General features: G+C 67.3%; 26 protein-coding genes. 19 read left to right on the plus strand and 7 right to left on the minus strand.

Annotation, left to right across the window (positions count from 1 at the left end):
- Positions 1-50: 50 nt before the first annotated feature.
- The 3 genes from QGN17_RS01580 to QGN17_RS01590 are packed head-to-tail and all read left to right on the plus strand — an operon-like array spanning position 51 to position 2382.
- A complete protein-coding gene (locus QGN17_RS01580; protein ID WP_281042763.1) occupies positions 51-1061 on the plus strand; it encodes an NADP-dependent oxidoreductase in 1011 nt (336 codons plus the stop codon).
- A gap of 13 nt (positions 1062-1074) precedes the next feature.
- Positions 1075-1392 (plus strand): hypothetical protein, encoded by a 318-nt coding sequence (locus tag QGN17_RS01585; protein WP_281042764.1) that lies wholly within the window; start codon positions 1075-1077, stop codon positions 1390-1392.
- Between the two features lie 51 nt (positions 1393-1443).
- Entirely contained in the window at positions 1444-2382 is a 939-nt protein-coding gene (locus QGN17_RS01590) for an SDR family oxidoreductase (protein ID WP_281042765.1), read from the plus strand.
- A gap of 1 nt (position 2383) precedes the next feature.
- Here the strand turns inward: QGN17_RS01590 and QGN17_RS01595 are convergent, their stop codons facing one another.
- Positions 2384-2701, minus strand: coding sequence for a 2Fe-2S iron-sulfur cluster-binding protein (locus QGN17_RS01595; RefSeq protein ID WP_281042766.1), 318 nt, complete (start codon positions 2699-2701; stop codon positions 2384-2386).
- 172 nt (positions 2702-2873) lie between these two features.
- Here QGN17_RS01595 and QGN17_RS01600 point away from each other — a divergent pair, with 172 nt between their 5' ends.
- From QGN17_RS01600 to QGN17_RS01620, 5 genes are read left to right on the plus strand one after another with little or no spacing between them, the layout of a single operon-like run.
- Positions 2874-4082 carry an acyl-CoA dehydrogenase family protein gene (locus QGN17_RS01600; protein WP_281042767.1) on the plus strand — a complete coding sequence of 403 codons (1209 nt, stop codon included), beginning with the start codon at positions 2874-2876 and terminating at the stop codon, positions 4080-4082.
- A gap of 38 nt (positions 4083-4120) precedes the next feature.
- Positions 4121-4546, plus strand: a complete 426-nt coding sequence (locus tag QGN17_RS01605; RefSeq protein ID WP_281042768.1) for a Zn-ribbon domain-containing OB-fold protein — start codon at positions 4121-4123, stop codon at positions 4544-4546.
- Positions 4543-5685: a thiolase family protein gene (locus QGN17_RS01610; RefSeq protein ID WP_281042769.1), complete on the plus strand. Its 1143-nt coding sequence runs from the start codon at positions 4543-4545 to the stop codon at positions 5683-5685. Before QGN17_RS01605 ends, QGN17_RS01610 begins: the two co-directional genes overlap by 4 nt.
- Before the next feature lie 24 nt (positions 5686-5709).
- Entirely contained in the window at positions 5710-6696 is a 987-nt protein-coding gene (locus tag QGN17_RS01615) for a thiamine pyrophosphate-dependent dehydrogenase E1 component subunit alpha (protein WP_281042770.1), read from the plus strand.
- A complete protein-coding gene (locus QGN17_RS01620) occupies positions 6693-7697 on the plus strand; it encodes an alpha-ketoacid dehydrogenase subunit beta (RefSeq protein ID WP_281042771.1) in 1005 nt (334 codons plus the stop codon). Before QGN17_RS01615 ends, QGN17_RS01620 begins: the two co-directional genes overlap by 4 nt.
- Positions 7698-7748: 51 nt before the next feature.
- Here the strand turns inward: QGN17_RS01620 and QGN17_RS01625 are convergent, their stop codons facing one another.
- Complete coding sequence (locus QGN17_RS01625) at positions 7749-8468, minus strand: TetR/AcrR family transcriptional regulator (RefSeq protein ID WP_281042772.1); 720 nt, start codon at positions 8466-8468, stop codon at positions 7749-7751.
- A 243-nt stretch (positions 8469-8711) separates the two neighbouring features.
- Between QGN17_RS01625 and QGN17_RS01630 the strand changes: the two genes are divergently transcribed.
- On the plus strand, positions 8712-9851 hold the full coding sequence (locus QGN17_RS01630) for an acyl-CoA dehydrogenase family protein (protein ID WP_281042773.1): 1140 nt from the start codon (positions 8712-8714) through the stop codon (positions 9849-9851).
- Between the two features lie 24 nt (positions 9852-9875).
- On the opposite strand, the gene QGN17_RS01635 is transcribed toward QGN17_RS01630, so the two are convergent.
- Positions 9876-11120, minus strand: coding sequence for a cytochrome P450 (locus QGN17_RS01635; RefSeq protein ID WP_281042775.1), 1245 nt, complete (start codon positions 11118-11120; stop codon positions 9876-9878).
- Between the two features lie 122 nt (positions 11121-11242).
- On the opposite strand from QGN17_RS01635, the gene QGN17_RS01640 reads away from it, so the two are divergent.
- Both QGN17_RS01640 and QGN17_RS01645 read left to right on the plus strand, forming a co-directional pair.
- Positions 11243-11596 (plus strand): putative quinol monooxygenase, encoded by a 354-nt coding sequence (locus QGN17_RS01640; protein WP_281042776.1) that lies wholly within the window; start codon positions 11243-11245, stop codon positions 11594-11596.
- Entirely contained in the window at positions 11593-12003 is a 411-nt protein-coding gene (locus QGN17_RS01645) for a nuclear transport factor 2 family protein (RefSeq protein WP_281042777.1), read from the plus strand. The genes QGN17_RS01640 and QGN17_RS01645 overlap by 4 nt, the downstream gene beginning before the upstream one ends.
- Here the strand turns inward: QGN17_RS01645 and QGN17_RS01650 are convergent.
- A complete protein-coding gene (locus tag QGN17_RS01650; protein ID WP_281042778.1) occupies positions 12000-12797 on the minus strand; it encodes a sugar phosphate isomerase/epimerase family protein in 798 nt (265 codons plus the stop codon). The genes QGN17_RS01645 and QGN17_RS01650 overlap by 4 nt on opposite strands.
- Positions 12798-13008: 211 nt before the next feature.
- On the opposite strand from QGN17_RS01650, the gene QGN17_RS01655 reads away from it, so the two are divergent.
- From QGN17_RS01655 to QGN17_RS01690, 8 genes are all read left to right on the plus strand, one after another.
- A complete protein-coding gene (locus tag QGN17_RS01655; protein ID WP_281042779.1) occupies positions 13009-14442 on the plus strand; it encodes an aromatic ring-hydroxylating oxygenase subunit alpha in 1434 nt (477 codons plus the stop codon).
- A 74-nt stretch (positions 14443-14516) separates the two neighbouring features.
- Complete coding sequence (locus QGN17_RS01660; RefSeq protein ID WP_281042780.1) at positions 14517-15401, plus strand: enoyl-CoA hydratase; 885 nt, start codon at positions 14517-14519, stop codon at positions 15399-15401.
- Entirely contained in the window at positions 15401-16768 is a 1368-nt protein-coding gene (locus QGN17_RS01665; protein WP_281042781.1) for an MFS transporter, read from the plus strand. The genes QGN17_RS01660 and QGN17_RS01665 overlap by 1 nt, the downstream gene beginning before the upstream one ends.
- 11 nt (positions 16769-16779) lie before the next feature.
- Entirely contained in the window at positions 16780-18324 is a 1545-nt protein-coding gene (locus QGN17_RS01670) for an AMP-binding protein (protein WP_281042782.1), read from the plus strand.
- A gap of 21 nt (positions 18325-18345) precedes the next feature.
- Entirely contained in the window at positions 18346-19143 is a 798-nt protein-coding gene (locus QGN17_RS01675) for an SDR family NAD(P)-dependent oxidoreductase (RefSeq protein WP_022690445.1), read from the plus strand.
- Positions 19140-19682, plus strand: coding sequence for a VOC family protein (locus tag QGN17_RS01680; RefSeq protein ID WP_281042783.1), 543 nt, complete (start codon positions 19140-19142; stop codon positions 19680-19682). The genes QGN17_RS01675 and QGN17_RS01680 overlap by 4 nt, the downstream gene beginning before the upstream one ends.
- Entirely contained in the window at positions 19682-20458 is a 777-nt protein-coding gene (locus tag QGN17_RS01685) for a ThuA domain-containing protein (protein WP_281042784.1), read from the plus strand. The genes QGN17_RS01680 and QGN17_RS01685 overlap by 1 nt, the downstream gene beginning before the upstream one ends.
- Positions 20459-20479: 21 nt before the next feature.
- Complete coding sequence (locus QGN17_RS01690; RefSeq protein WP_281042785.1) at positions 20480-21235, plus strand: SDR family NAD(P)-dependent oxidoreductase; 756 nt, start codon at positions 20480-20482, stop codon at positions 21233-21235.
- 39 nt (positions 21236-21274) lie between these two features.
- Here QGN17_RS01690 and QGN17_RS01695 read toward each other — a convergent pair whose 3' ends face one another.
- From QGN17_RS01695 to QGN17_RS01705, 3 genes are all read right to left on the minus strand, one after another.
- Complete coding sequence (locus QGN17_RS01695; RefSeq protein ID WP_281042786.1) at positions 21275-22279, minus strand: NADP-dependent oxidoreductase; 1005 nt, start codon at positions 22277-22279, stop codon at positions 21275-21277.
- 79 nt (positions 22280-22358) lie between these two features.
- Positions 22359-23642 carry an aromatic ring-hydroxylating oxygenase subunit alpha gene (locus tag QGN17_RS01700; protein ID WP_281042787.1) on the minus strand — a complete coding sequence of 428 codons (1284 nt, stop codon included), beginning with the start codon at positions 23640-23642 and terminating at the stop codon, positions 22359-22361.
- 64 nt (positions 23643-23706) lie between these two features.
- Positions 23707-24015, minus strand: coding sequence for a Rieske (2Fe-2S) protein (locus QGN17_RS01705; RefSeq protein WP_281042788.1), 309 nt, complete (start codon positions 24013-24015; stop codon positions 23707-23709).
- Between the last annotated feature and the right edge of the window lie 97 nt (positions 24016-24112).

Genomic DNA, 24112 nt, shown 5'->3' on the forward strand with positions numbered 1-24112 from the left:
CCAGACCAACCAGACATGCTCGCGTCGCCGGGCAGGGGAGAGTTTTGCCGATGAGCGAGATGCGCAACCGCCAGTGGCTGATCGCCGCCCGCCCCGTCGGGCGCGACGTGGTGGAGAGCGATTTCGAGTATCGCGAGGCCAATGTGCGCGCGCCGGGCGCGGGGGAGGCGGTGGTGCGGGTCGAGTTGCTCGGCTTCGATCCGGCGCTCAAGGGCTGGATGGAGAATATCGGCGGCTATGTCGCGCCGACCGAGATCGGCGACATCATGCGCGGTCGCGGCATCGGCACGGTGATCGATCCGGGCGCCAGCGGGCTGGCCAAGGGCGCCAAGGTGGCTGGCACGCTCGGCTGGCAGGATTATGCGACGGTGCCGGCCTCCGAGCTGGAGATCATCGAGGACGATGCGCAGCTCTCGCATCATCTCGGCGTGCTCGGCTCGACCGGGCTGACCGCCTATCTCGGCCTCAGGCACATCGGCCAGCCCTTTCCCGGCGACACGATGGTGATCACGGGCGCCGCCGGCGCGGTGGGATCGGTGGTCGGCCAGATCGGCAAGATCGCCGGTTGCCGCGTGATCGGTATTGCTGGCGGCGCCGACAAATGCCGGATGCTGGTCGACGAACTCGGGTTTGACGCCGCGCTCGATTATCGCGAGGGCAATCTGTCGAAGCGGATGAAGGAGCTGGCGCCCGGCGGCATCGACGTGCTGTGGGACAATGTCGGCGGCGTCATCCTCGACGATCTGCTCGCCCGTATCGCGATGCACGCGCGCGTGGTGATCTGCGGCGGCATCTCGCGGTCGAAAACCGGGGGCATGCCGGTCGGCCCGTCCAACTATTTCAACATCGTGTTCAAGCGCGCGACGATGCGCGGCTTCATCCTGATGGACCATGCCGCCGAATATGACGAGGCGCGCACCCGGCTGAAACGCTGGATCGCCGACGGTCGCCTCCAGTCGCGCGAGGACATGCAGGTGGGGCTGGAGAATGCGCCGCGCACGCTGATGCGGCTGTTCGAGGGCAAGAATGTCGGCAAGCAGCTGCTGCGCGTGACCGACTGAGGAGGGCGACGCGATGGCGATCTACATGCAGTCCACGATCGAGTTGAGGGCCGACGGGATCGAGCGCTTCACCGAGACGATGAAGGAGGTGATCGCCATCGTCGAGCCGATCGGCTGGCGCCTCGTCACCGCCGTGATGCATGTCACCGGCCGCCTCCACACCGGCATCGACCTGTGGGAAATGGAGGATCTCAACACCTACCAGCTCGGCCTCGCGACCTTGCGCGGCCACCCGCGCTTCGCGGCCATCGGCAAGGTGTTGTCCGAAACGATCGAGCGCGAGACGGTGGTGCTCGGCGTGCGCGCCGGCTGGGTGCCCGAGGGCCGCTGACCACGACACATTCCCGATAACGACACACCCGACAAAGCAGGGGAGAGGAAGATGGCACGGACGGTAGCGGTGATCGGCGCGAGCGGGCGCCAGGGCGGCGCGCAGGTGCGCCAGCTCGTCAAGGCGGGCTTCCACGTGAAGGCATTGTCGCGCAGCGCCGACCCCTTCTACGGGCAGGGCACGCCCGAGGGTGTCGAGGTGGTGTCGGCCGATCTCTATGACGAGGCCTCGCTGGTCGAGGCGTTCAGGGGCGCCGAGGGTGTATTTCACACCCACCCGCTGCGCGCCCGCGCCGATCGCGCGGTGCTGGTCGCCAGCGTCGGCCGCGCGGCCAAGGCGGCGGGCGTCGAGCGCGTTGTCTGGAACACGTCGAGCTGGATCCCCGATCGTCCCGGCGATCCCTACACCTATGCCGGCAACACGGCGGGCATCAATGCGCTGTTCCGCACCGGCGTCGGCGCGACGGTGTTCGGATCGGTGCTGTTCATGGACAATCTGCTGACCAACTGGGCGCGCCCGTTCATCGTCAACGAGGGCCGCTTCGTCTACGCGCACCGGCCCGATCTGGAGGCCAACTGGATCAGCCTGGACGATGTCGCGCGGATCATGATCCACGCGCTCGACCGGCCCGACATGGAGGGCGCGTGGATCAACATCGGCGGGCCGGAACGCCTGAAGCCGACCGAGGTGGCGGAGCGCATCTCGCCCGCACTCGGCCGCAAGATCGTCTACGATCCCTGCAGGCCGGAGGAATTCGGCCGCCTGCTCGCCAATGCGGCGGGGGATTCGATGGGCACGGCCGAGCATGACGTGATTGCCGAGCAGATCGGTGCCTTCTACCGCTACAACAATACCGCGCCCACGCGCCCGTTCGAGGTGGATTACGAGGCGATGCACGAGCGCATCCCGATCGAGCTGGAGACGATCGGCGAATGGGCCAAGCGGCAGGACTGGGCCAACACCAACGGCGTCCGCCCGCCGTTCGGCTGAGCTAGATCTGGTGGTCCGCGACCCGGACCACCAGCCCTTCCAGCTCGGCGCGCAGCTTCACCTGGCAGGAGAGGCGCGAATTGGGTTCGCGCTCGACGAGATCGAGCAGCGGGTCTTCCATCTCGTTCGGTTCGCCGACGCGGTCCATCCACGCTGGATCGATCAGCACGTGGCAGGTCGCGCAGCCGCAGACCCCGCCACATTCCGCCGCGATCCCCTCCACCCCGCTGCGTAGTGCCGTCTCCATCAGCGACCAGCCGGGGCGCCCGAATACGGTGCGCGTGGTTCCGCTGGGTTCGATGAATTCGATCTGGATCATAGGCTCGCAAACGACTGGCAAAAAGGCCGGTTGGCCAAGACTTTGTTGGCCGCTCCGCCCGTCGCCCGCAAGCCCCGCGCGGGGCCGCCCGGCGTTGCTCGGAGGAAGCTAGTCCTTTTGAGAGGCGGGGCGAGGGCAGACAGAAGTTGATGCGTGCTATAGAAAGCTCGGGATGGATATCGATCTCACCCCAGAGGATCAGCAGTTTCGCGAGGAGGTCCGCACCTTCCTCTCCGAACGCTACACGCCGGAGCTTCGCGCGGCGGCCGCACGGCAGGCCGGTGTCTTCGCCGAGGGCGAGCTGGCCCGCGAATGGCATCGCATCCTCTACGAACAGGGCTGGGTCGCGCCGTCCTGGCCGGTCGAATATGGCGGCACCGGCTGGTCGCCGATGCAGCGCTACCTCTACGATCGCGAATGCGGGCTCGCGGGCACGCCGTCGCTGCCGGCGATGGGCCTGCAGATGTGCGGTCCGGTGATCATGGGTTACGGCACGCAGGCGCAGAAGGACTATTTCCTGCCGCGCATCCTGTCGGGCGAGCATTATTGGTGCCAGGGCTATTCGGAGCCGGGCGCCGGGTCCGATCTCGCCAGTCTCAAGACCCGCGCGGTGCGCGATGGCGACGATTATGTCGTCAACGGCACCAAGATCTGGACCACCCACGCGCACAACGCGAACTGGATCTTCCTGCTTGCCCGCACCGCGACCGAGGGGCGCCCGCAGGCCGGGATCAGCTTCCTGCTCACGCCGATGGATGTGGAGGGCCTCAGCGTCACGCCGATCATCTCGATGTCGGGCGAGCATGAGGTCAACCAGTGTTTCTTCGACAATGTCCGCATCCCCGTCTCGCAGCGCGTCGGCGGCGAGAATGAGGGCTGGACGGTCGCGAAATACCTGCTGGAGTTCGAACGCGGTGGCGGATCGGCGGCGGGCCGGCTGGGCGCGCAGCTGCGCAAGCTCGGCCGGATCGCGCGCGAGGAGATGGGCGAGGATGGCCGGCCGCTCTGGGAGGATGACGGCTTCCGCAGCCGCATCGCCCAGCTCGAAACCGAGGTGCTGGCGATCGAATGGACCGAACTGCGCGGCATTGCCGGCCGCACCGCCGGGGAGGCGGCGGGCGATGCCAACGCCTCTATGCTCAAGCTGATCGTCAGCGAGGCGACGCAGAAGATCAGCGAGCTGGCGGTCGAGGCGCTCGGCCAGCGCGGCGCGGTCGATCAGCGCGACGCGCTCGGCATGTTCGCTAACGGGGCGGGGATCGGCGCGCCCTACGCGCTGACGCCGACGGCGCGCTACCTGAACGCGCGCGCGGCGACGATCTTCGGCGGATCGAGCGAGGTTCAGCGCAACATCCTCGCGAAGGCCGCATTGGGATTGTGACGGGGACTGTGAGGAGCATGATGAGCGAGGGGAGCGTGATGAGCCGAGCGGTTGCCGACAATCTCTTCCGGGGCGAGGGGCGATCGGCCCGGCTGCTCGGCGGGCGCAGCAAGGCGGACGGACGGCTCGTCTTCCCGTTTCCGCACAGCGCGGACGCGGAGAATTTCGATCTGGTCGAGCTGGCGAACGAAGGCACGCTCTGGTCGTGGACGGTGCAGCGCTTCCGCCCCAAGACGCCCTATAACGGGCGCGGCGATCCGGACGGCCCGTTCACGCCCTACGGCGTCGGCTATATCGAGCTGCCAGGCCAGATCATCGTCGAAAGCCGCATCCTTGCCGACGATTTCGACGCGCTGCGCATCGGCCAGCCGATGGCGCTGACCACCGAAGCCTATCGCGAGGACGAGACCGGCGAGCCGGTGCTTACCTACGCCTTCACCCCCATAGCGGAGCCGCGCGCATGACCGACATTCATATCGTGGGCGCGGGCATCCATCCGTTCGGCCGCACCGATGGCCGGTCCGGTCTGGATCAGGGCGTCTTCGCCATCCAGCAGGCGCTGGACGATGCCGGCCTCCAGTGGAGCGACATGCAGTTCGCCTTCGGTGGCTCCTCGGCCGCCGGCGCGGCGGATGCGGCGCTGCCGCGCATGGGCCTGACGGGGATGCAGTTCATCAACGTCAACAACGGCTGCGCGACCGGCGGATCGTCGATCCTCGGCGGCTATGCGGCGATCAAGTCGGGCGATTACGATCTCGGCATCGTCATCGGCTTCGACAAGCATCCGCGTGGCGCGTTCAATGCCGATCCCGAGGCGTCCGGCCTGCCGCGCTGGTATGGCGAGACGGGGATGATGCTCACCACCCAGTTCTTCGCCAACAAGATCACCCGCTATATGGCGCTGAACGGGATCGGCAGTCGCACGCTCGGCCTCGTCGCGGAAAAGGCGTTCGAGAATGGCTCCAAGGCGCCGCACAGCTGGCGAAAGCAGCCGGTCGATGTCGACACGATCATGAACGCGCAGATGGTGTCCGACCCGCTGACCAAATATATGTTCTGCTCGCCGGCCGAAGGCGGCGTGGCGCTGATCCTCGCGTCCGATCGCAAGATGCGCGAACTGGGCCTCTCCGGCCCCAAGGTGCGCGCCGCCGCGATCCGCACGCGGCCGACCGGATCGTTCGAGGTCTTCTCGCCCTCGCTGGAGATCGAGCGCGGCCAGTCCGCCACGCAGCTCGCCTCGGCGGCGGCGTGGGAGATGGCGGGGCTGGGCCCGGACGATGTCGACGTCGCCCAGCTTCAGGATACCGAAAGCGGCGCCGAGATCATGCACATGGCCGAAAACGGCTTCTGCAAGGATGGCGAGCAGGAGAAGATGATCGCCGATGGCGTCACCCGCATCGGCGGGCGCCTGCCAGTCAACACCGATGGCGGCTGCCTCGCCTGCGGGGAGCCGATCGGCGCCTCCGGGCTTCGGCAGGTCTACGAGAATGTCGAGCAACTGCGCGGTCGTGGCGATCGCCGGCAGGTGGAGGGCGCACGGATCGGCTATAGCCAGGTCTATGGCGCCCCCGGCCTGTCCGGCTGCGTGGTGCTCGAACGCTGATAATTTCCCCGGACGGAGAGAGAGATGACTGACACAGGCGCGGCGCCCGACCGCGAGACCCTGCTCGAAATCTATCGGCGGACGATGCTGATCCACCGGACCGACGAGCGTTTCCGCAACCTGCTGACGCAGGGCAAGCTCGCCATCGTCTATTATCCGGTGCGCGGGCAGGAGGTCGTCTCCGCCGCGATGATGACGGCGCTGAACCAGGACGATTATCTCGTCACCACCTATCGCGGGCTGCACGATCAGCTCGCCAAGGGCATCCCGCTCAACCTGCTGTGGGCCGAGTTCACCGGCCGCGCGACGGGTACCTGCAAGGGCAAGGGCGGGCCGATGCACATCACCCACCCCGAAACCGGCGTGATGGTGACGACGGGCGTGGTCGGATCCGGCCTGCCGATCGCCAACGGCCTCGCGCTCTCGTCCCAGAACAAGGGCGACGGGCGCGTGACGGTGGTCTGCTTCGGTGACGGCGCCTCCAACATCGGCGCCTTCCACGAGGCGATGAACATGGCGCAGCTGTGGAAGCTGCCGGTCATCTTCCTCTGCCAGAACAACAAATATGGCGAGCACACCGCCTTCGCCGCGCACACCGACAGCGAATCCATCGTGTCGCGCGCGGCGGGCTACGGGATGCGCGGCGTGCAGTGCGACGGCAACGATCCGGTCTCGATGTATACGGCCGCAAAGGAAGCGGTTGATCGCGCACGGGCGGGCGAGGGGCCGACGCTGATCGAGGCGATGACGTTCCGGATGCTCGGCCACCTGTTCGGCGCCGATTTCAGCTATGTGCCCAAGGAACTGACCGAGGCCGGGATCGCCGGCGATCCGGTGCCGGCCTTCCGCGAACGGCTGATCGAGATGCAGGTCTCCGAGGCCGATCTCGACGCGATCGTCGCAAAGATCGAGGCCGATATCGACGCGGCCGTCGCCTACGCCTTCGACAGCCCCTTTCCGGAAACCGACGAGCTGCGCATCGATGTGCTCGCCGAGGAGATCGCCGCATGAACGCGCCGGCCAAGATCAATTTCATCCAGGGGCTCCACCAGGCGCTCGACGAGGCGATGGGCGCCGACGAGAATGTCATCGCGCTCGGCGAGGATATCGGCGACGAGCAGGGCGGCGGCATCTTCAAGATCACCAAGGGCCTGTCCGCCAAATATGGCAGGAACCGGGTGCGCTCGACCCCGATCTCCGAACAGGCGATCATTGGCGCCGCTGTCGGCGCCGCGATCACGGGGATGCGCCCGGTCGCCGAGATCATGCTGATGAACTTCGTGACGGTGGCGATGGACCAGATCGTCAACCACGCCGCGAAGCTGCGCTTCATGTCCGGCGGGCAGACCAACGTGCCGCTGGTGATCCGCACCACCACCGGCGCCGGCGTCGGCTTCGGCGGCCAGCATTCGGACATGCTGGAGGCGTGGTTCGCCCACGTCCCCGGCCTCAAGGTGATCATGGCCTCCAATCCGGCCGACGCGAAGGGGCTGCTCGCTTCCGCGATCGAGGACGATGATCCCGTTATCCTGATCGAGAACATCATGGCGTATGGCCAGACCGGCCCCGCGCCGGAGGCGGGCTATCGCGTGCCGCTCGGCAAGGCAGCGGTGGCGCGCGAGGGCAGCGACGTCACCATCGTCACCTACGGCCGCGCGGTGCTGGATGCGCTGGCGGTGGCCGAGGTCATGGCGGCGGACGGCGTCTCGGTCGAGGTGATCGACCTGCGCACGATCGCGCCGTTCGACGAGGCGACGGTGTTCGCCTCTGTCGCCAAGACCAGGCGCGCGGTGGTGCTCCACGAGGCAGTGAAAGCCTATGGCACCGGCGCGGAAATGTCCTCGCGCATCCACGAGGAGCTGTTCGACACGCTGAAGGCGCCGGTGGTGCGCGTCGGCTCCAGCTACTCGCCGGTGCCCTTCTCGCCGGTGCTGGAGAAAGCGTGGATCTACAATCAGGACCAGATCAAGGCGGCGGTGGGCGCGACGATCGATCGCAAGGCCCGCGGCTGAACGACCGGGGTTCGGGGAGAGAGGCGGTGTCGGCCTGAGGCCGGCGCCGCCTCAATCGTCTTCGTAACGCGGCGGCGAGTAGATGGCGGCGGGGAAGTTGGGCACGTCGCCGGTGCGCTTCAGATCTTCCAGATAGGCCTCCGCCTCGGCGCGGACCTCGCCCTGCACCGATCCGACGATCAGCAGCAGCATGTTCTCCATCAGGCGGGGCAGATATTCGCGGTCGCTCAGCCGCTCCATGCACCAGTCGTTGATCGTGGCATACTGGATGTTGGCCATGGCATCGGCGAAGCGCCGCTCGTTCACCCAGGGCAGCAATTGTCCCTCGGCCTTGACGACCGAAAGCCATTCGCTGATCCGCCCCAGCGACATGTCCTGCAGCGTCTCCCACACGTCGCGCGGGGTGTTGGCGCCGAAATAGATCGTCACCACCGCCTTGGTGTAGTTGCGTACACGAAAGTTGCGGCGGTTGATCGACATGGTGCGATCGAGCACGCCGAACAGCGTGTTGCGGTCCGTCTTGTAATGGACGTGCTCGTTGAACTCGTCATAGGCCTCGCGGATCGCCAGGGCGATGACGCGATCCTTGTTGCGGAAGGCGTTGTAGAGCGTGCGCTGGGCCACTTCCGCGCGCAGGCAGAGCTTGCGCACGCTGAACTTGTCGACCCCATCCTCCGCGATCATGTGCCGCGCCTCGCGCAGCAGGCGGCGGCGTCGCGCGAGGATCAGCGGACTCGAATAGAGCAGCGGCTTGTCGGGATGGGCGTCCAAGACGGCGGTCGAGCGATCGAGCATAGCGTACCATAATTGACCGGATGATCGGCCAAGTCCAGCGGCTTCGGCGCTTCGATGTCGAGATCGGGGTGCCAGAACGGTTCCCGAACGACCCTTTGCGAACCGCCTGTCGACGGGATTCCCATCACTAGGGACAGGTTCCTGGCGCGCGATGGCGATAGCGGTTGTGGGGGGAGGCGGCTGATCATATTACATGGTGCAATATTCAGGGGACTTCGCTTGAACCTCACTTACACCGACGAGCAGCGCCTGCTCCGCGAATCCGTCGCCGGCTTCCTCGCCCGTCACTATGACTTCGACACGCGGCGCTCGGCGCTGGCCAATGGCGGCTGGAAGCCCGCGATCTGGCAGGCCTTCGCGGACGAGCTGGGGTTGCTGGGCATGACCGCGCCCGAACGGATCGGCGGTTTCGGCGGCGGCCCGGTCGAGACGATGATCGTGCTGGAAGAAATCGGCCGGGCGCTGGTGCTGGAACCCTATCTCGAATGCACGGTGCTGGGCGGCGCGCTGCTGCGCGACGGCGGCGAGGCGGCGGACGCGATGGCCGGCGGCATCATCGACGGATCGGTGCGACCGGTGGCGGCGCTGTGGGAGGATGGCGCGCGCTACGATGCCGGTGTCGTCGCCACCACCGCGACGCCCGTCGAGGGCGGTAGCTGGATGATCGAGGGCGGCAAGATCGCCGTGGCGGCGGCACCCTGCGCCACGCACTTTCTCGTCAGCGCCCGCACCGCCGGCCAGCCCCGCGACCGCGACGGCATCGCGCTGTTCGCGGTTCCGGCGGACGCGACTGGGTTGGAGCGTACCGACTATGCGCTGATCGACGGACGCCGCGCCTCGGACATCGTGCTGAAGGGCGTGCAGGTCGGTGCCGACGCGCTGATCGGCACGGCTGGTAACGCCTCGCCCGTGATCGAGCGCGCGATCGACGAGGCGATCGCGGCACTGTGCGGCGAGGCGGTGGGCGTGATGCGGCGGATGCTCGAATCCACGGTCGATTATGCCCGCCAGCGTGAGCAGTTCGGCCGGCCGATCGCCGGCTTCCAGGTGCTCCAGCACCGTATGGTCGATATGCACACCAGGATCGAGCGGGCCCATTCGCTGGCGATCATGGCGGCGCTGTCGCTCGATTTGCCCGAAGCCGAGCGGCGCAAGGCGGTGTCGGCGGCCAAGGCCTTCGTCTCCGACGCGGCGAAGTTCGTGGCGCAGGCGGCGGTGCAGATCCATGGTGGCATCGGCACCACCGACGAACTCGCCATCTCGCACTACTTCAAGCGGGCGACGGTGATCGAGAACCAGTTCGGCAGCGCCGCCTATCATCTGCGTCGTGTCGCCGACGCGATGGACGCCGAAGACTGAGGGCAGGGGCCAAGCGGGGGTGGCTCAGGCCGCCACCCGCTCCGGCTTCACGTGCAGCGCGATCAGCCCGCGCAGCAGCTTGTTGGGCGCGTGGCGGAAGTCGTTGGCGCCATCGACCAGACTGAACCGGTCGAACCGCTTCACGATCTCCTCGAAGGCGACGGTCAGCTCCTTGCGGGAGAGCATGTTGCCCACGCACATATGGATGCCGCGCCCGAAGGCGAGATGCGTGCGTGCATTGCGTCGCGTGACGTCGAAGCGGTCGGGATCGGGAAAGGCCGACGGATCGCGATTGGCCGCCGCGAAACGCAGCATCACCATCGCGCCCTTGGGGATACGGATGCCGCCCATCTCCACCTCGCGCGTTGTCACCCGCCACAGCCCGGCGGTGGGCGAGAGCAGGCGCAGCATCTCCTCCACCATGTTCGGGATCAGCGCGGGATCGGCACGCACCTGAGCGAGCTGGTCCGGGTTGCGGATCAGCAGCAGCAGGCCCCCGGCGAGCGTGCTGGTGGTCGTCTCGTTGCCGGCGACCATCAGCTGCTGGAAGATGGACAGCGTCTCCGCATCGTCGAGCGGCCGCTCGCCCTCGACGCGCGCGTTGACGATGGCGCTGAGCAGGTCGTCGGTCGGCGCCGCGCGTCGGGCGCGCACCTTCTCCATCGCGACATGCTGCCACTCGACGATCTCGCGCGCGCATTCGATCTCGCGCTCGCGCGAGGAGAGGCCGCCCAGTCGGTCGGCGAAGGCATTGGACCAGCGCTTGATGTCGGGAATGTCGCCGCGCCCCATGCCTAGCGGCTCGGCGATCACCTCGACCGGCAGCGGCACGGCGAAATCATGGACGAAATCCACCTCGTCGCGCTCTGCCAGCCGATCGAGCAGTTCGACGACGATGCTGCGGATATGCCCTTCCAGCGCGTTCACCCGCGGCGCCGAGAAAGCGAGATTGACCAGCTTGCGGAAGCGCGTGTGGACGGGTGGATCGGCAGTCAGCAACGTCGCGATGTCGGGCCAGCCCTCCGCCGTGATCGCCCTGATCTCGGGATCCTGTGCCCGTGCGCCGTTCATCAGCGCGAGGAAGTCGCTGGAGAAGGTCTCCGGGGCGCCCGCCGCCTCGATCACCAGCTTGTGCGAGAGGATGACGTAGGTGCGGCCTTCCTCGATCGGCATGACCGGGGATGTGGCGAGCGCCCGCTGATACCAGTCGAACGGATCCTCCAGCACGGCCGGGTCGAACAGGCTGGGCAAAGGTGCGGGCGCGGTCATCCGAGGCTCCTCTCAGGGATGCCGGGTATCGGGCGACGGGGGCACCGCCACAGCTGTCTTATTGGAGAGGCCGGGGCGCCCGCGATCTATTGCATGGTGCGCCGAGATAAGAGGAGAGAGCCATGTCGATCATCATCGCCGGAACGCTCGATTTCGATCCCGACAAGGCGGAAGCCACCATCCGGAGCGCCCGGCCCTTCATCGAGGCGTCGCTGCGCGAACCGGGCTGCATCTACTACGCCTGGACGCTCGATCCGACGACGCCCGGCCGCGTCTACGTCTACGAGGAATGGACCTCGCAGGAGGCGCTGGAGGGGCATTTCCGCGACGACAGTTACTGGAAGATGCGCGATCACGTCACCAACGGTGGCCTCGTCGGCTCGAGCGTGAAGAAGTATCGCTTCGATCTCTCCGAGCGTGTCTATGACGACGAAGGCAATCCCCGCGCCGACTTCTTCACGGGAGGCGGGCAGTGAGGGGCTTTTCCGGCGCGATCGAGGATCGGCTCGCCATCCGCGAGCGGATCGAGAGCTATAACGACGCCGTGTTCCGCCACGATGCGGACGACTGGGCGGAATGCTGGGCGGAGGACGCGCAGTGGAACGTCGCCGGCTACGAAGCCTCGGGCAGGACCGCGATCCGCGACCTGTGGGTGAAGCTGATGGCGAACTACGCGCAGGTCAGCATGTTCGTGAACCATGGCGCACTGGCGATCGATGGCGATCAGGCCGAGTCGCGCTGCTACATCATCGAGATGCAGAAGAAGCAGGATGGCGGCGAGATGCTGCTCTCCGGCCGTTACGACGACCGGCTGAAGCGCGATGGGGACGGCGCGTGGCGCTTCGTGTCGCGCAGCTACACCGTGCTGCACGTCAAGGGCTAGGCGCGCGCGAGATCATCCCGCGTCGCCTCCGCGACGGCGCGGGCGCGGGCGACGGGATCGGCATAGCCGTCGCGGAGCGTCTTGCTGCGTAGCTCGATGCTGAGTGGGACGGCGTGCGGCAAGGCCTCAAGCACGGCGGGGAGCGGCAGGATGCCGTCACCGGGCAGCAGCCGCTCGTCCACCGCATCGCGGATGATCGCGGCGCGATCGGCGAGGTCGAAGCCGATCGGCGCCGCGTCGCAATATTGCGCATAGGGGAAGAGCCGCGGATCGAGCGCCGCGACGTCGGCAGGTGTCCCGCCCGATCGATGCAGGTGGATCGGATCGACCAGCACCGCGATCGCCGGATGATCGACCCGCGCGGCGATGGCGGCCGCCTGCTTGATCGTGCGTACCTCGGTGAACAGCCCGAATTCCAGCGAGACGCGCAGGTCGTCGCCGGCCAGTTCGCACAGATCGGCGAGCTTCGCGGCGGTGCCGCCGTCGTCGGGATCGGAGGAGACGACCAGCGCGTGACGCGCGCCGATCGCCCGGCCGATCTCGATCACCCGCCGGTGCGCGTCGGCGAGCGGACCCGGCTGCAGCCAGATCACCTCGACGTCGAGCGCGGGCAGGCCGGTGTCGGCGAGGATCGCGCGCATCTCGCGGGTGGTGGCGTCCGTCCAGATGGCGGTGTCCACCCACACGCCGGTCGCGTCGTAGCCGGCGGCCGCGGCGGCGCGCGCGGTCTCCTGCGGCGAGAATTCGGGCAGCACGCCGGCGGCGAGCGAGATCGGGTGGCGCGATCCAGTCATCCCCCCTGTCTGCGCCGTTCGGGCTTGCGCGACCAGACTGACATAATGAACAGTGGGGGATGTCGCTTGGAAAGTTTGCAGAATGTGTTAGTTTCTGAGTCAAGGCGGACTCAAGCGCCTGTTGTGATGCCCGAGAAGGCGCCGTTCGAGGTGCCCGGCGGCGAGGCTCGCGCCCCGGAATGGGTGGCGCGGACTGTTGGAGAAGGACCGTATGAACGTCGCGACCAAGACCTTCCGCCCCGATCGCCACCCCGCCGACACCTATGAGGAGATCCTCGAGCGCGACACCCGCCCGGTCCCCGAGCATCTGCGCGAGGGGCCGGTGCCGGATATCGGCACCGATCCGATCGACATCGATCGCTACGTGAACCCGGCCTTCGCGCGGATCGAGGAGAAGCACCTCTGGACCCGCGTCTGGCAGATGGCATGCCGCGAGGAGGAAATCCCCAATCCCGGCGATACCTATGTCTACGACATTGCCGGCAAGTCCTTGCTGGTGATCCGCCAGAAGGACGGATCGATCCGCGCCTTCTATAACAGCTGCCTCCACCGCGCCCGGAAGCTCGCCAACCTGCCGGCCTGCAAGAGCGAGCTGCGCTGCCCCTATCATGGCATCGCCTGGAACATCGACGGGAGCTTCAAGGACAATCCGATCGCCTGGGATTTCCCGCACTGGGAGCAGGTGGACGTCTCGCTGCCCGAGGCGCTGGTCGGCACCTGGGCGGGCTACGTCTTCATCAATTTCGACAGGAATGCGCGCCCGCTGGATGAGGTGCTCGGCCCGATCCGCGATCATTTCGAGCGCTATCATCTGGAGGACACCTATATCGCCTTCCATGTGCAGAAGCTGGTGCGCTGCAACTGGAAGGCGGCGGCCGAGGCCTTCATGGAGAGCCATCACGCGCTCACCACCCACCCGCAGCTGCTGCCCTATCTGGCCGACGTGAACAGCCAGTATGACGCGCTGAGCGACCACGTGACCCGCCAGTTCTCGGCGCAGATGGTCTCCAGCCCGTTCGCCGATCGCGAATATAGCGAGGACGAGATCGTCAAGGCGATGATGGGCGTCGGATCGCGTTCGCGCGCGGCGGTGAAGGGGGCGGGATCGGACGACGTGTCGGTGCCCGACGGCGTCACCGCGCGCGCCTATATGGCGGACCTCTCGCGCAAGCTGTTCGGCGAGGAGGACGGCTACGACTACACCGATAAGGCCGATGCCGAGATGGTCGACGCCCTGCTCTACAACGTCTTCCCGCACATGAGCTTCTGGGCGGGCTTCATGCCCAATCTCACCTATCGCTGGCGCCCGAACGGCAACGACCACGAAACCTCGATCATGGACATCTACCTGCTGCGTCGCGTGCCCAAGGGCGGCAAGCGGCCGAAGCCGGCGCCGGTGTTCGAGATCGGCCTCGATGAGAGCATGCTGGAAATGGGGCCGAAGGCCGGCATGCCGGCGGGCCTCGCCGGCGTGTTCGAGCAGGACATGAGCAACCTGCCGCTGGTGCAGGAAGGCATGAAGGCGTCCGGCACCGGGGTCGTCCATTTCGGCAAATATGCCGAGATGCGCATCCGCCTGATGCACCAGATGATCGACCGCTACATCGCGGCGAGCCAGGCCGGCGAGACCGTCCAGCCCGCCTGACCCGCCGATCCCCGCGTGTTCCGTCCGTCGCCGGCGCGGCGGGCGGGGTCGCGCGCCCGCCGCAGGAGAGTGCCATGGACGCGCTCGTCGAACCGACCGTCGAACCGATCACCTACGAGACCGACGAGCCGGTGCTGTACCGCACCGAAGGCCCGGTCGCGTGGATCATGCTGAACCGCCCGGCGTTCCACCATGCCCAGAACGGCCAGATGACCTATGCGCTGGACGCCGCGTTCGAGCGCGCGGCGGCGGACGATGCGATCAAGGTCGTGGTGCTCGGCGCGGGCGGCAAGCATTTCTCGGCAGGCCATGACATCGGCACGCCGGGCCGCGACATCCACGCGCCGGCCGCGCAGCGCCGCACGCTCTGGTACGATCACAGCAACAAGCCTGGCGCCGAGCGCACCTATGCGCGCGAGCAGGAGATCTATCTCGGCCTCTGCCGACGCTGGCGCGATCTGCCCAAGCCGACCATCGCGATGGTGCAGGGCGCCTGCATCGCGGGCGGGTTGATGCTCGCCTGGGTGTGCGATCTGATCGTCGCATCGGACGACGCCTTCTTTCAGGATCCGGTGGTCAAGATGGGCATACCGGGTGTCGAATATTTCGCCCACGGCTACGAACTGCCGCCGCGTATCGCCAAGGAGATGCTGCTGCTCGGCGAGCGGATGCCGGCGGAGCGCGCCTACCAGCTCGGCATGGTTAACCGCATCGTGCCGCGCGACGCGCTGGAGGCCGAGGTGCGCGCGATGGCCGAGAAGATGGCGGGCCTGCCGCGCATGGCGCTGGCGCTCACCAAGCAGGCGGTCAACCATGTCGAGGATGCGGCGGGCAAGCGCACCGTGATGGACGCGGTCTTCCACATGCACCACTTCGCCCATGCGCAGAACGATCTGGTGATGGGCGACGGGCTGGCCGGCAATACCGGCCGTTCGATGGCGGAGCGCGGGCGCGGCTGATGCACGCGACGGTCGGCCTCGATCGCGACGATGGGCCGGCGGTGCGGGATGGCGCCGGCAGCGCTGCGTATCGTTGGTATGTCGCGATCTTCCTGACTGTCGCGTCCACGATGTCGGTGATCGACCGGCAGGTGCTGGCGCTGATGATCGGCCCGGTGAAGCGCGATCTGGGCGTCAGCGATTCGATGATGGGGCTGCTCGGCGGCCTCGCCTTCACGCTCTTCTACACGATCCTGACGCTGCCGATGGCGTGGTGGGCCGATCGCGGATCGCGCCGCCGCATCGTGATCGGCGCGGTCGCCTTCTGGAGCGCGGCGACGATCGCCTGCGGTCTGGCGGCGAGCTACGGCCAGCTCTTCTTCGCGCGGATGTGCGTGGGGGTGGGCGAGGCGGCGCTCATCCCGACATCGGTCTCGCTGCTCGCCGATTATTTCGACCGCAAGCGGCTGCCGATGGCGCTCGGCCTGTTCGCGGCGGCGCCGCTGCTGGGCGTCGGCATCGCCAACATGGCGGGCGGGCTGGTGGTCGATCGGCTGGAGGCGATGGGCCGGGTGGCGCTGCCGCTGATCGGCACCGTGCAGCCGTGGCAGGCGATGTTCGTGATGGTCGGCGTGCCGGGCATCGTGCTGGCGCTCATCGGCTTCTCCGTCGCGGAGCCGCCGCGCACTGGGCAGGCGGTGCAGGGCGAGGGCGGCATTCCGATGCGCGCGGTGCTCGATCTGCTGCGCCGGCGTGGCGCGTTCCTGGCGCTGATGTTCATCGCCTACACCGCGCTCGCCATGCAGGGCTGGGGGCTGTTCTTCTGGATCGTCGAGCTGCTGGTCCGCGACCATCACGTCTCCCGCGCGACGGCGGGCTTCGATTTCGGCATCCTCGCGCTGGTGATGGGTGGGGCGGGGAGCTGGATCGCCGGGCTGCTCTCCGGCCGGATGATGCGCGCCGGGCGGCCGGATGCGACGCTGCGGCTCGTGCTCGTCGCTTCGCTGGCGCTGATCCCGCTCGGTATCGCGGCGCCGCTGGTGCCGGGCTACGGCCTCGCGCTGCTGCTGTTCGCGGGCGCCACCTTCTTCATGGGCTGGCCCAATGGGCTGGGCAATTCGGCGCTCGCCTCGGTCGTCCCGAACGAGCTGCGCGGGCGGATCATCGCGCTCTATCTCGTCGTCGTGAACTTCCTGAGCTTCACGCTCGGGCCTTTGCTCGGCGGGCTGATCGGCGACCATGTCTTCGCCGGCCGGTCGCTGGGGCTGACGCTCGCGACGATGGCGGCGGTCAACTATCCCATTGGTGCGGTCTGCATCTGGCTCAGCCTCGGGCATTTTCGCCGGGCGCTGGACGAAGCGGCGGCCTGGCGCGAAGAACAGGCGTAGGAGAAAAACGGGTGTCACTGGCAGCGGCGGAACGGGCACGGACGACGGCGGACGCCATGGCGGTGGTCGACGATCGCCAGGAGCTGAGCTGGGCGGCGCTGGATCCGATCCTCAATCGCGGCACCAACGCGCTGCTCGCCTTTCCCTTCGCGCCGACGCGCCGCATCGCGGTGTTCGCGCACAATGCGGTCGAGACCCTGCTCGCCTATCTGTGCGGGCTGCATGCCGGCGTCTCCAGCGTGCCGGCCAATTTCCACCTGACCCCGCCGGAACTCGCCTACATCCTGACGGACAGCGACGCCGAGATCCTGTTCGTCGGGCCGGAGACGGCTGCCGTCGGCCTCGCCGCCGCGAAGGAAGCGGGTGTCGCCAGGGTCGTCGGCTGGCGCTGCCCGCCGACCGAGGGGCTGCAATCGTGGGACGACTGGCTCGCCTCTGCCAGCGCGGACGAGCCGCCGACCGACATGCCGCCCAGGCCCTATCTCCACTATACGTCGGGCACCACGGGCAGGCCCAAGGGCACCGAGACGCCGCCCAACATGCTGCCGCAGGCGGACGATGTCGCCGGCCTTTTCGCGGCGCTGCGGCAGGCGGTGGAGGAGGGGGCGAGCGGCGCGGGCGTCGTCGTCGGCCCGCTCTACCACACCGGCCCGCTCGGCGCCGCGCGCCAGCTTGGCGGGGGAAAGCCGCAGGTCGTGCTGTCGCGCTTCGATGCCGAAGCGTTGCTCGCCGCGATCGATCGCTGGAAGATCGGCACCAGCGTGATGGTGCCCACCCACTTCCAGCGCCTGCTCGCGCTGCCCGAGGAGGTGCGCGGCCGTTACGACGTCTCCAGCCTCACCATGATTGCGCACACCGGCGCGGCCTGCCCGCCCGAGGTGAAGCGTGCCATGATCGCCTGGTTCGGCCCGGTGCTGTCCGAGGCGTATGGCGGCACCGAGAGCGGCACCACCAACCTGATCACGTCGGAGGAATGGCTCGCCAAGCCCGGATCGGTCGGCAAGGCGGTGCCCCCATTCGAGGTGGTGGTGATCGCCGAGGACGGCACGCGGCTCGGCATCGGCGAGGCTGGGCAGCTCTATTTCCGCGACACCAACGGGCGCGGCGTGATCTACCACAAGGATCCGGAAAAGACCGCCAGCGTCCATATCGAGCCGGGCGTCTTCACGCTGGGCGACGTCGGCTATGTCGATGCAGACGGCTATGTCTTCATCACCGATCGCGTGTCCGACATGATCGTGTCGGGCGGGGTCAACATCTACCCGGCCGAGATCGAGCAGGTGCTGATCGAGCATCCCGACATCGAGGATGTCGCGGTGATCGGCGTGCCCAACAAGGACATGGGCGAGGAGGTGAAGGCGCTCGTCGTGCTGCGCAACGGGCACCAGCCTGCCGCCGCCGACCTCGCCGGTTTCTGCCGCGAACGGCTCGCCGGGTACAAATGCCCGCGCACCTACGATTTCGTGCCCGACGTCGGACGCAACGCCATGGGCAAGGTCAACAAGCGCCAGCTGCGCAAGCCCTATTGGCCGTCCGATCGCACGATCGGCGGCTGACGACACGAGGAGGAGGATGCGATGAAACTCGAAGGCAGGAGGGCGGTCGTGCTCGGCGCCGCCGGCAAGGACAATATGGGCCAGGTGATCGCCCAGCGCCTCGTCGACGAGGGCGCGCAGGTGGTGGTGTCGGGCCGCAAGCCCGAATATCTGGACGAGTTCGTCGCGAAGAACCCCGGCAAGGCCTTCTCCGCGCTCTGCGACATCACCGACAAGGCCGCGAACGACGCGCTCGCCGCCGCCGCCGTGAAGCATATGGGCGGCGTCGACATTGCGGTGAACGCCACCGGCTGGGGCTTCCTCAAGCCCTTCCTGGAGACCACGGCCGAGGAATTGCAGAAGATCGGCGACCTCCAGTTCAAGGGGCCGTTCCTGTTCTTCCAGTCGATGATCGAGGCGATGAAGGACGGTGGCTCGCTGATCCAGATCTCGTCGGCGACGGCGACGATCATGCTCAACGACCACGCCGCCTATATGGGCACCAAGGCGGGCACCGATCACGTCATCCGCTGCATCGCCAACGAGTTCGGCGATCGGGGGATCAAGGCCAACTCGATCTCTCCCGGCCTCACCGAGACGCCGATGACCGCCGCCAGCGCCTCGACGCCGGGCGTGTGGGAGGCGTTCCTGCCCGGCTATCCGCTCGGCCGCATCGGCACTTCGGACGATATCGCCGCCGCCGTGGTGTGGCTGTCCTCCGACGAATGCTTCATGACCGGCCAGAATTTGCAGGTGAACGGCGGCCTGACGCTGCGCCGCAATCCCTGGAAGTCCGAGATCACGGCATCGGTGATGGCGCATATGAAGGCCGCCGAATGAGCGATCCGGCGGCCAGCCTCGCGGCGCTCGGGCCGATCATGCAGCTGAGCTACTGCCCGCGCGATTACGATGCGGCGCTCCGCTACTGGATCGGCATGGGGGCGGGGCCGTTCTTCGAGTTGCATCACGTTCAACTCGAGAACATCAGGTTCCGGGGGGAGCCGAGCGACATCGATTTCTCGATGGCGCTCGGCTATCTCGGCGACATCCAGATCGAGCTGATCCGCCAGCATAACGACGCGCCCTCCATGTACACCGAATGGCTCGCCGCGGGGCGCGAGGGCGTGCAGCATATGTGCGTGCTGGTCGACGACATCGCGGAGGCGCGCCGGCGCGTCGTCGCGATCGGCGGCACCGTGCTGCAGGAGGGCGAGCTGCCCGGTGGCGCGGGCGCGGTGATCTATGTCGATACCGGCGGCGGCCCCGGCACCGTGATGGAATATCTCCAGATCGGGCAGGCGGGCCGCGACGGCTTCGCGATGATGCGCGAGGCGCATCGCAACTGGGACGGGACGGACCCGATCCGGGGGAGGAACTGATGGCCGATCGTAAGCCGGACCAGCGCCGTATCGACTGCGTGCTGATCGCCGGCGGCAAATATCACGACATCGATTTCGCGCGGCTGGAGCTGCTCAAGCTGCTGGCCGAGGACGAGCGCATCCGCACCCGCGTGTTTGAGGATTTCGAGGCGGTGGACGCGATCGCGAAGGCCGATCTCGTGATCAGCTACACCTGCGACGTGACGCCGAGCCTGAAGGCGCAGGAGGCGCTGCGCGCTTATGTCGCGGGTGGCGGACGCTACTACGCGCTGCACGGCACCAATTCGATCCTGCGCTTCCTCGAAAACGGCAAGGTCGACGCGCCGGATTGGGCGCCGCATTTCATGGAGACGCTGGGTTCGCGCTTCAGCTCGCACCCGCCGATCGGCCCCTATACGGTGGACGTCGCTGACAAGGGCCACAGGCTGGTCGAGGGACTGTCCTCGTTCGAGGTGGTAGACGAGCTGTATCTCAGCCGCCCGACCGCCGAGACGCATGTGCTGCTCGACACCGAATTCGGCGGCGAGACGGCGGGCTTCGTCGACGATCAATGGGCGCATGGCCGTCACCCGGTCTTCTACATCCGCAGGATCGGCGAGGGCGCGGTGCTCTACCTCACGCTCGGCCATTGCCGGGGCCATTACGATCTGGAGCCGGTGAGCGACTGGTGGCCGGAGGTCGATCGCTGCGGCTGGCAGCAGCCGATCTTCTACGATCTGCTCCGGCGCGGCATCGGCTGGGCCTGCGAGCCGGCGATCGCGCGGATGACGGCATAAGCACAAGGCGGGAGAGACGCGATGGAACTGGGACTGAAGGGCAAGAAGGTCATCCTCACCGGCGGCAGCCGCGGCCTCGGCCGCGCGGCGCTGGAAATCTTCGCGGACGAAGGCTGCGACATCGCCTTCTTCTCGCGCAGCGCCGATCAGGTGGCGGAAACGAAGGCGTCGCTGGAAAAGCGCGGCCACAAGGTGATCGGCGACGCGCTCGACATGGCGGGCGACGGCTATCTCGAATGGCTGGAGAAGGCGGCGACCGCGCTCGGCGGGTGCGACATCTTCATTCCCAACGTCAGTTCGTCCGGCGCGGGCGGCACCGGCGACTGGGACATGACCTATCGCTACGACATTCGCGGCACGGTCGACGGTTGCACCGCGATGCTGCCCTGGCTGGAAAAGTCGGACGCGCCGGCGGTGACGCTGATGTCCAGCACGGCGGCGATCGAGACGTTCATCCAGCCCGCTGCGTTCAACGCGCTCAAGGCGGCGCTGATCACCTATGGCAGCCAGCTCAGCCAGGCGTGGGGTCCGAAGGGTATCCGCGTGAACACCGTCTCGCCCGGCCCGATCTGGTTTCCCGGCGGCAACTGGTCGAAGATCAAGGAAGGGATGCCGGACTTCTACGCCGCGACCGAGGCGCAGATGGCGATGGGTCGCTTCGGCAATGCCGAGGAAGTGGCGCGCACCGTGGTGTTCGTCTCCAGCCCGGCCTCGTCCTACACGACCGGCACCAACATCGTGATCGACGGCGGCTACACCAAGCGCGTGCAGTTCTGATGTGAGATAATCCTCCCCCGCAAGGGGGAGGATATTCACTCACACCGGGTCCGCGACCTTCAGCACCAGCTTGCCGACATTGTCGCCGCGATAGAGGCGCATCAGCGTCTCGGGCGCATTCTCCAGCCCCTCGGCCATGTCCTCGCGGTGGATCAGCCGGCCTTCCTTCACCCAGCCGGCGAGGCGGGCGCGGGCGGTGGCATATTCGGTCTCGTAATCGCTGGTGATGAAGCCGCCCATCGTCGCGCGCTTGAACACGATGTTGAAGTAATTGGAGGGGCCGGCGGGGCGGCCGGGCTGCTCGTAACGCGCGATGCCGCCGCAGATCACGACGCGCGCGTGCATGGCGATGCGGGCCAGCAGCTTGTCGAGGATCTCGCCGCCGACATTGTCCCACAGCACGTCGATGCCGCCAGGCGCCAGTTCCTTGAGCTGACGGCCGACATCCCCTTCGCGGTAGTCGATCGCCGCGTCGAAGCCGAGTTCGTCGGTCAGCCAGCGGCACTTGTCAGGGCCGCCCGCGATGCCGATCACCCGGCAGCCGCCGATCTTGGCGATCTGCCCGGCGACCGATCCGACGGCACCCGCAGCACCGGTCACCACCACCGTGTCGCCGGGGAAGGGGCGGCCGACCTTGAGCATCCCGAAATATGCCGTCAGCCCGGTGCCGCCGAGCGCGCCGAGGTGGAGCGGCAGCGTCTCCGGGCTGGCTTCGATCCGCTCGATCAGGCGCGGCGGCAGCACGCCCTCGTGGCGCCAGCCGATCGATCCTTCGACGAAATCCCCGGCCTTGAAGCCCGGCGCGCTCGATTCTATCACCTGCGCGATGCCGAAGGCAGGCATCACGTCGCCCACCTCGGTTGGCGCGGCATAGCCGCCGGCATTCTCCATCCAGCCCTTCTGAGCAGGATCGCAGGACAGCAGCAGCGTGCGGACGCGCACCCCGTTCTCGCCCAGCGGCTCGGTCGCGGGATCGTCGACGCGCGTGAAGTCCTCGGCCGTGAGCTTGCGGCCGGTCGGCCGCGCGGCGATGCGCCAAAGCATATGTCCCCTCCATCTGTGTCCGGCGGGCAGGGTGGGGCAGGCGCTCGCCCACCGCACCCGACACAAAGAAGAGGGGCGGCTATTCCGCCGCGACCGCCAGCTTCATCTCCTCGACGCGCGGATCGTTGGGGACGATCCAGTCGCTGGTCATCACCGGCTCGACGCGCAGTTCGGGCGGGATCTTCTCCGGCCCGATCAGCGCGTCGGCCTGCTGGTGCCAGTGGTAGATGCGCGCTTCCTGATAGCTGAGAGGAACGCCCTCGAACCCATAGGATTCCTGGGATTTCTGGATGAACTTGCCGAACTGGGTATCCTCTTCCAGCACCGAATCGAGATAGGTGATGGTCGTGTCCCAATAATCGGGCCGCGCGCCTTCGCCCCAGTCCGGTCCGAACCACCAGACCTCCATGCGCGACTTGTCGATGCCGTTCGGCCAGAAGTTCAGCACGAAATAGCCGGTCGGCCCCAGCGGCGAGACCCAGTTGGGGAAGAGATTATAGGATTGGGTGCAGGTTCGCCCGATCTCGCCGACGTCCGGGATTTCGAGGCGCGGCGTGCCCTGCGCGGTGCTCGCGGTGCGATAGTTGCGCGCCGGCGCGCCATCCTCCCAGCCCGGCGCCACCATCCGGCCGTGGCCGAAGCGGTAGAAGCTGTTGACGTTGCGGCGGTGGTTCAGCCCCGCCGCCACCGTGGTCGGGTGGATGTTGGGAACATGGTAGACCTCCATGTTCGCCTCCATCGCGATCTTCCAGTTGCAGTCGAGATCCCAGACGAAGTGATCGACCATGCGGATCTGGTCGAAGCGGAATTCGGCGAACTCGTCGGCGATCGGGCCGAGCCATTCGGCCAGGCTGGGCGCGTCCGGATCGAAATTGACGAAGATCATCTTGCCGTAGCGCTCGCAGCGGATGCGGCGGAGCGAGCGGCAGGAGAAATCGAGATCGGCATAATCCTCCGCATCGCGGATCGAGACCAGCCGGCCCTCGTCGTCATAGACCCAGCCATGATATTTGCAGGTCAGCCGCGCGCGCCGTCCCGATGGCTCGGTAACGACGGGCGCGCCGCGATGGCTGCAGGTATTGTAGAAGGCGTTGACCTCGCCCGATCGGGCATGGACCAGCACGACAGGCTGGCCCGCCATCTCCCACTGCTTGAAGCAGCCATGGCGCGGCAGTTCGTCCATGTGGCCGGCGAGCAGCCAGCTCTTGCGCCAGAGCTGCTGGTGTTCGAGCGCCTCGAAGCGGGGATCGGTGTAGCGGCCACCGGGCAGGTCGGGCAAAGCGGGGAAGCCTCTGGGCGGGGCCGTGCGGGCGCCCTCATAGTCCATCAGCGCGCGCAGCGTCGCAACCTGTGCAGCATCCATCGGCTCTCTCCTCCAGGTAATTATCCACCACCCTCCAAAAACTGCAACGCGTATTCGTATCTGTTCAATCAGGAAGCGTGACGATCACGGTTTCGCCGTCGATCCGGGCAGGAAAAACGGTCAGCGGACGGGGCGCGATCGGCGCGAAGGACTTGCCGGTGCGCAGATCGAACATCGCGCCGTGGCGGGGGCAGGCGACTCGGCCGTTGCGGATGCGGCCCCCGCAAAGCGGTGTATCCTGGTGGGTGCAGCGATCCTCGACCGCCACGACGTCCGTTCCGAGAACCGCCACCATCACCTGCCATGTGCCGAGCGTGACCGAGACGGCGCCTTTCGCCCGGATGTCGTCGATCGGGCCGGCGGGATGGTCCATGAGTGATTCCGAGATATTGACACGTGATGTAAAAAGTATGAGCGTTCTGCTGTTACGACAAGCCGATTCAAAACGGCGAGCATCGAGAGGAGCGACC

Source organism: Sphingomonas oryzagri (genome assembly GCF_029906645.1).
GTDB lineage: Bacteria > Pseudomonadota > Alphaproteobacteria > Sphingomonadales > Sphingomonadaceae > Solisphingomonas > Solisphingomonas oryzagri.

Bases quoted from the DNA above. Each gene is read 5' to 3' on its own strand.
- QGN17_RS01580 (WP_281042763.1), top strand. From the start codon at position 51: ATGAGCGAGATGCGCAACCGCCAGTGGCTGATCGCCGCCCGCCCCGTC.
- QGN17_RS01585 (WP_281042764.1), top strand. From the start codon at position 1,075: ATGGCGATCTACATGCAGTCCACGATCGAGTTGAGGGCCGACGGGATC.
- QGN17_RS01590 (WP_281042765.1), top strand. From the start codon at position 1,444: ATGGCACGGACGGTAGCGGTGATCGGCGCGAGCGGGCGCCAGGGCGGC.
- QGN17_RS01595 (WP_281042766.1), bottom strand. From the start codon at position 2,701: ATGATCCAGATCGAATTCATCGAACCCAGCGGAACCACGCGCACCGTA.
- QGN17_RS01600 (WP_281042767.1), top strand. From the start codon at position 2,874: ATGGATATCGATCTCACCCCAGAGGATCAGCAGTTTCGCGAGGAGGTC.
- QGN17_RS01605 (WP_281042768.1), top strand. From the start codon at position 4,121: ATGAGCCGAGCGGTTGCCGACAATCTCTTCCGGGGCGAGGGGCGATCG.
- QGN17_RS01610 (WP_281042769.1), top strand. From the start codon at position 4,543: ATGACCGACATTCATATCGTGGGCGCGGGCATCCATCCGTTCGGCCGC.
- QGN17_RS01615 (WP_281042770.1), top strand. From the start codon at position 5,710: ATGACTGACACAGGCGCGGCGCCCGACCGCGAGACCCTGCTCGAAATC.
- QGN17_RS01620 (WP_281042771.1), top strand. From the start codon at position 6,693: ATGAACGCGCCGGCCAAGATCAATTTCATCCAGGGGCTCCACCAGGCG.
- QGN17_RS01635 (WP_281042775.1), bottom strand. From the start codon at position 11,120: ATGACCGCGCCCGCACCTTTGCCCAGCCTGTTCGACCCGGCCGTGCTG.
- QGN17_RS01640 (WP_281042776.1), top strand. From the start codon at position 11,243: ATGTCGATCATCATCGCCGGAACGCTCGATTTCGATCCCGACAAGGCG.
- QGN17_RS01650 (WP_281042778.1), bottom strand. From the start codon at position 12,797: ATGACTGGATCGCGCCACCCGATCTCGCTCGCCGCCGGCGTGCTGCCC.
- QGN17_RS01655 (WP_281042779.1), top strand. From the start codon at position 13,009: ATGAACGTCGCGACCAAGACCTTCCGCCCCGATCGCCACCCCGCCGAC.
- QGN17_RS01660 (WP_281042780.1), top strand. From the start codon at position 14,517: ATGGACGCGCTCGTCGAACCGACCGTCGAACCGATCACCTACGAGACC.
- QGN17_RS01665 (WP_281042781.1), top strand. From the start codon at position 15,401: ATGCACGCGACGGTCGGCCTCGATCGCGACGATGGGCCGGCGGTGCGG.
- QGN17_RS01675 (WP_022690445.1), top strand. From the start codon at position 18,346: ATGAAACTCGAAGGCAGGAGGGCGGTCGTGCTCGGCGCCGCCGGCAAG.
- QGN17_RS01680 (WP_281042783.1), top strand. From the start codon at position 19,140: ATGAGCGATCCGGCGGCCAGCCTCGCGGCGCTCGGGCCGATCATGCAG.
- QGN17_RS01685 (WP_281042784.1), top strand. From the start codon at position 19,682: ATGGCCGATCGTAAGCCGGACCAGCGCCGTATCGACTGCGTGCTGATC.
- QGN17_RS01690 (WP_281042785.1), top strand. From the start codon at position 20,480: ATGGAACTGGGACTGAAGGGCAAGAAGGTCATCCTCACCGGCGGCAGC.
- QGN17_RS01695 (WP_281042786.1), bottom strand. From the start codon at position 22,279: ATGCTTTGGCGCATCGCCGCGCGGCCGACCGGCCGCAAGCTCACGGCC.
- QGN17_RS01700 (WP_281042787.1), bottom strand. From the start codon at position 23,642: ATGGATGCTGCACAGGTTGCGACGCTGCGCGCGCTGATGGACTATGAG.
- QGN17_RS01705 (WP_281042788.1), bottom strand. From the start codon at position 24,015: ATGGACCATCCCGCCGGCCCGATCGACGACATCCGGGCGAAAGGCGCC.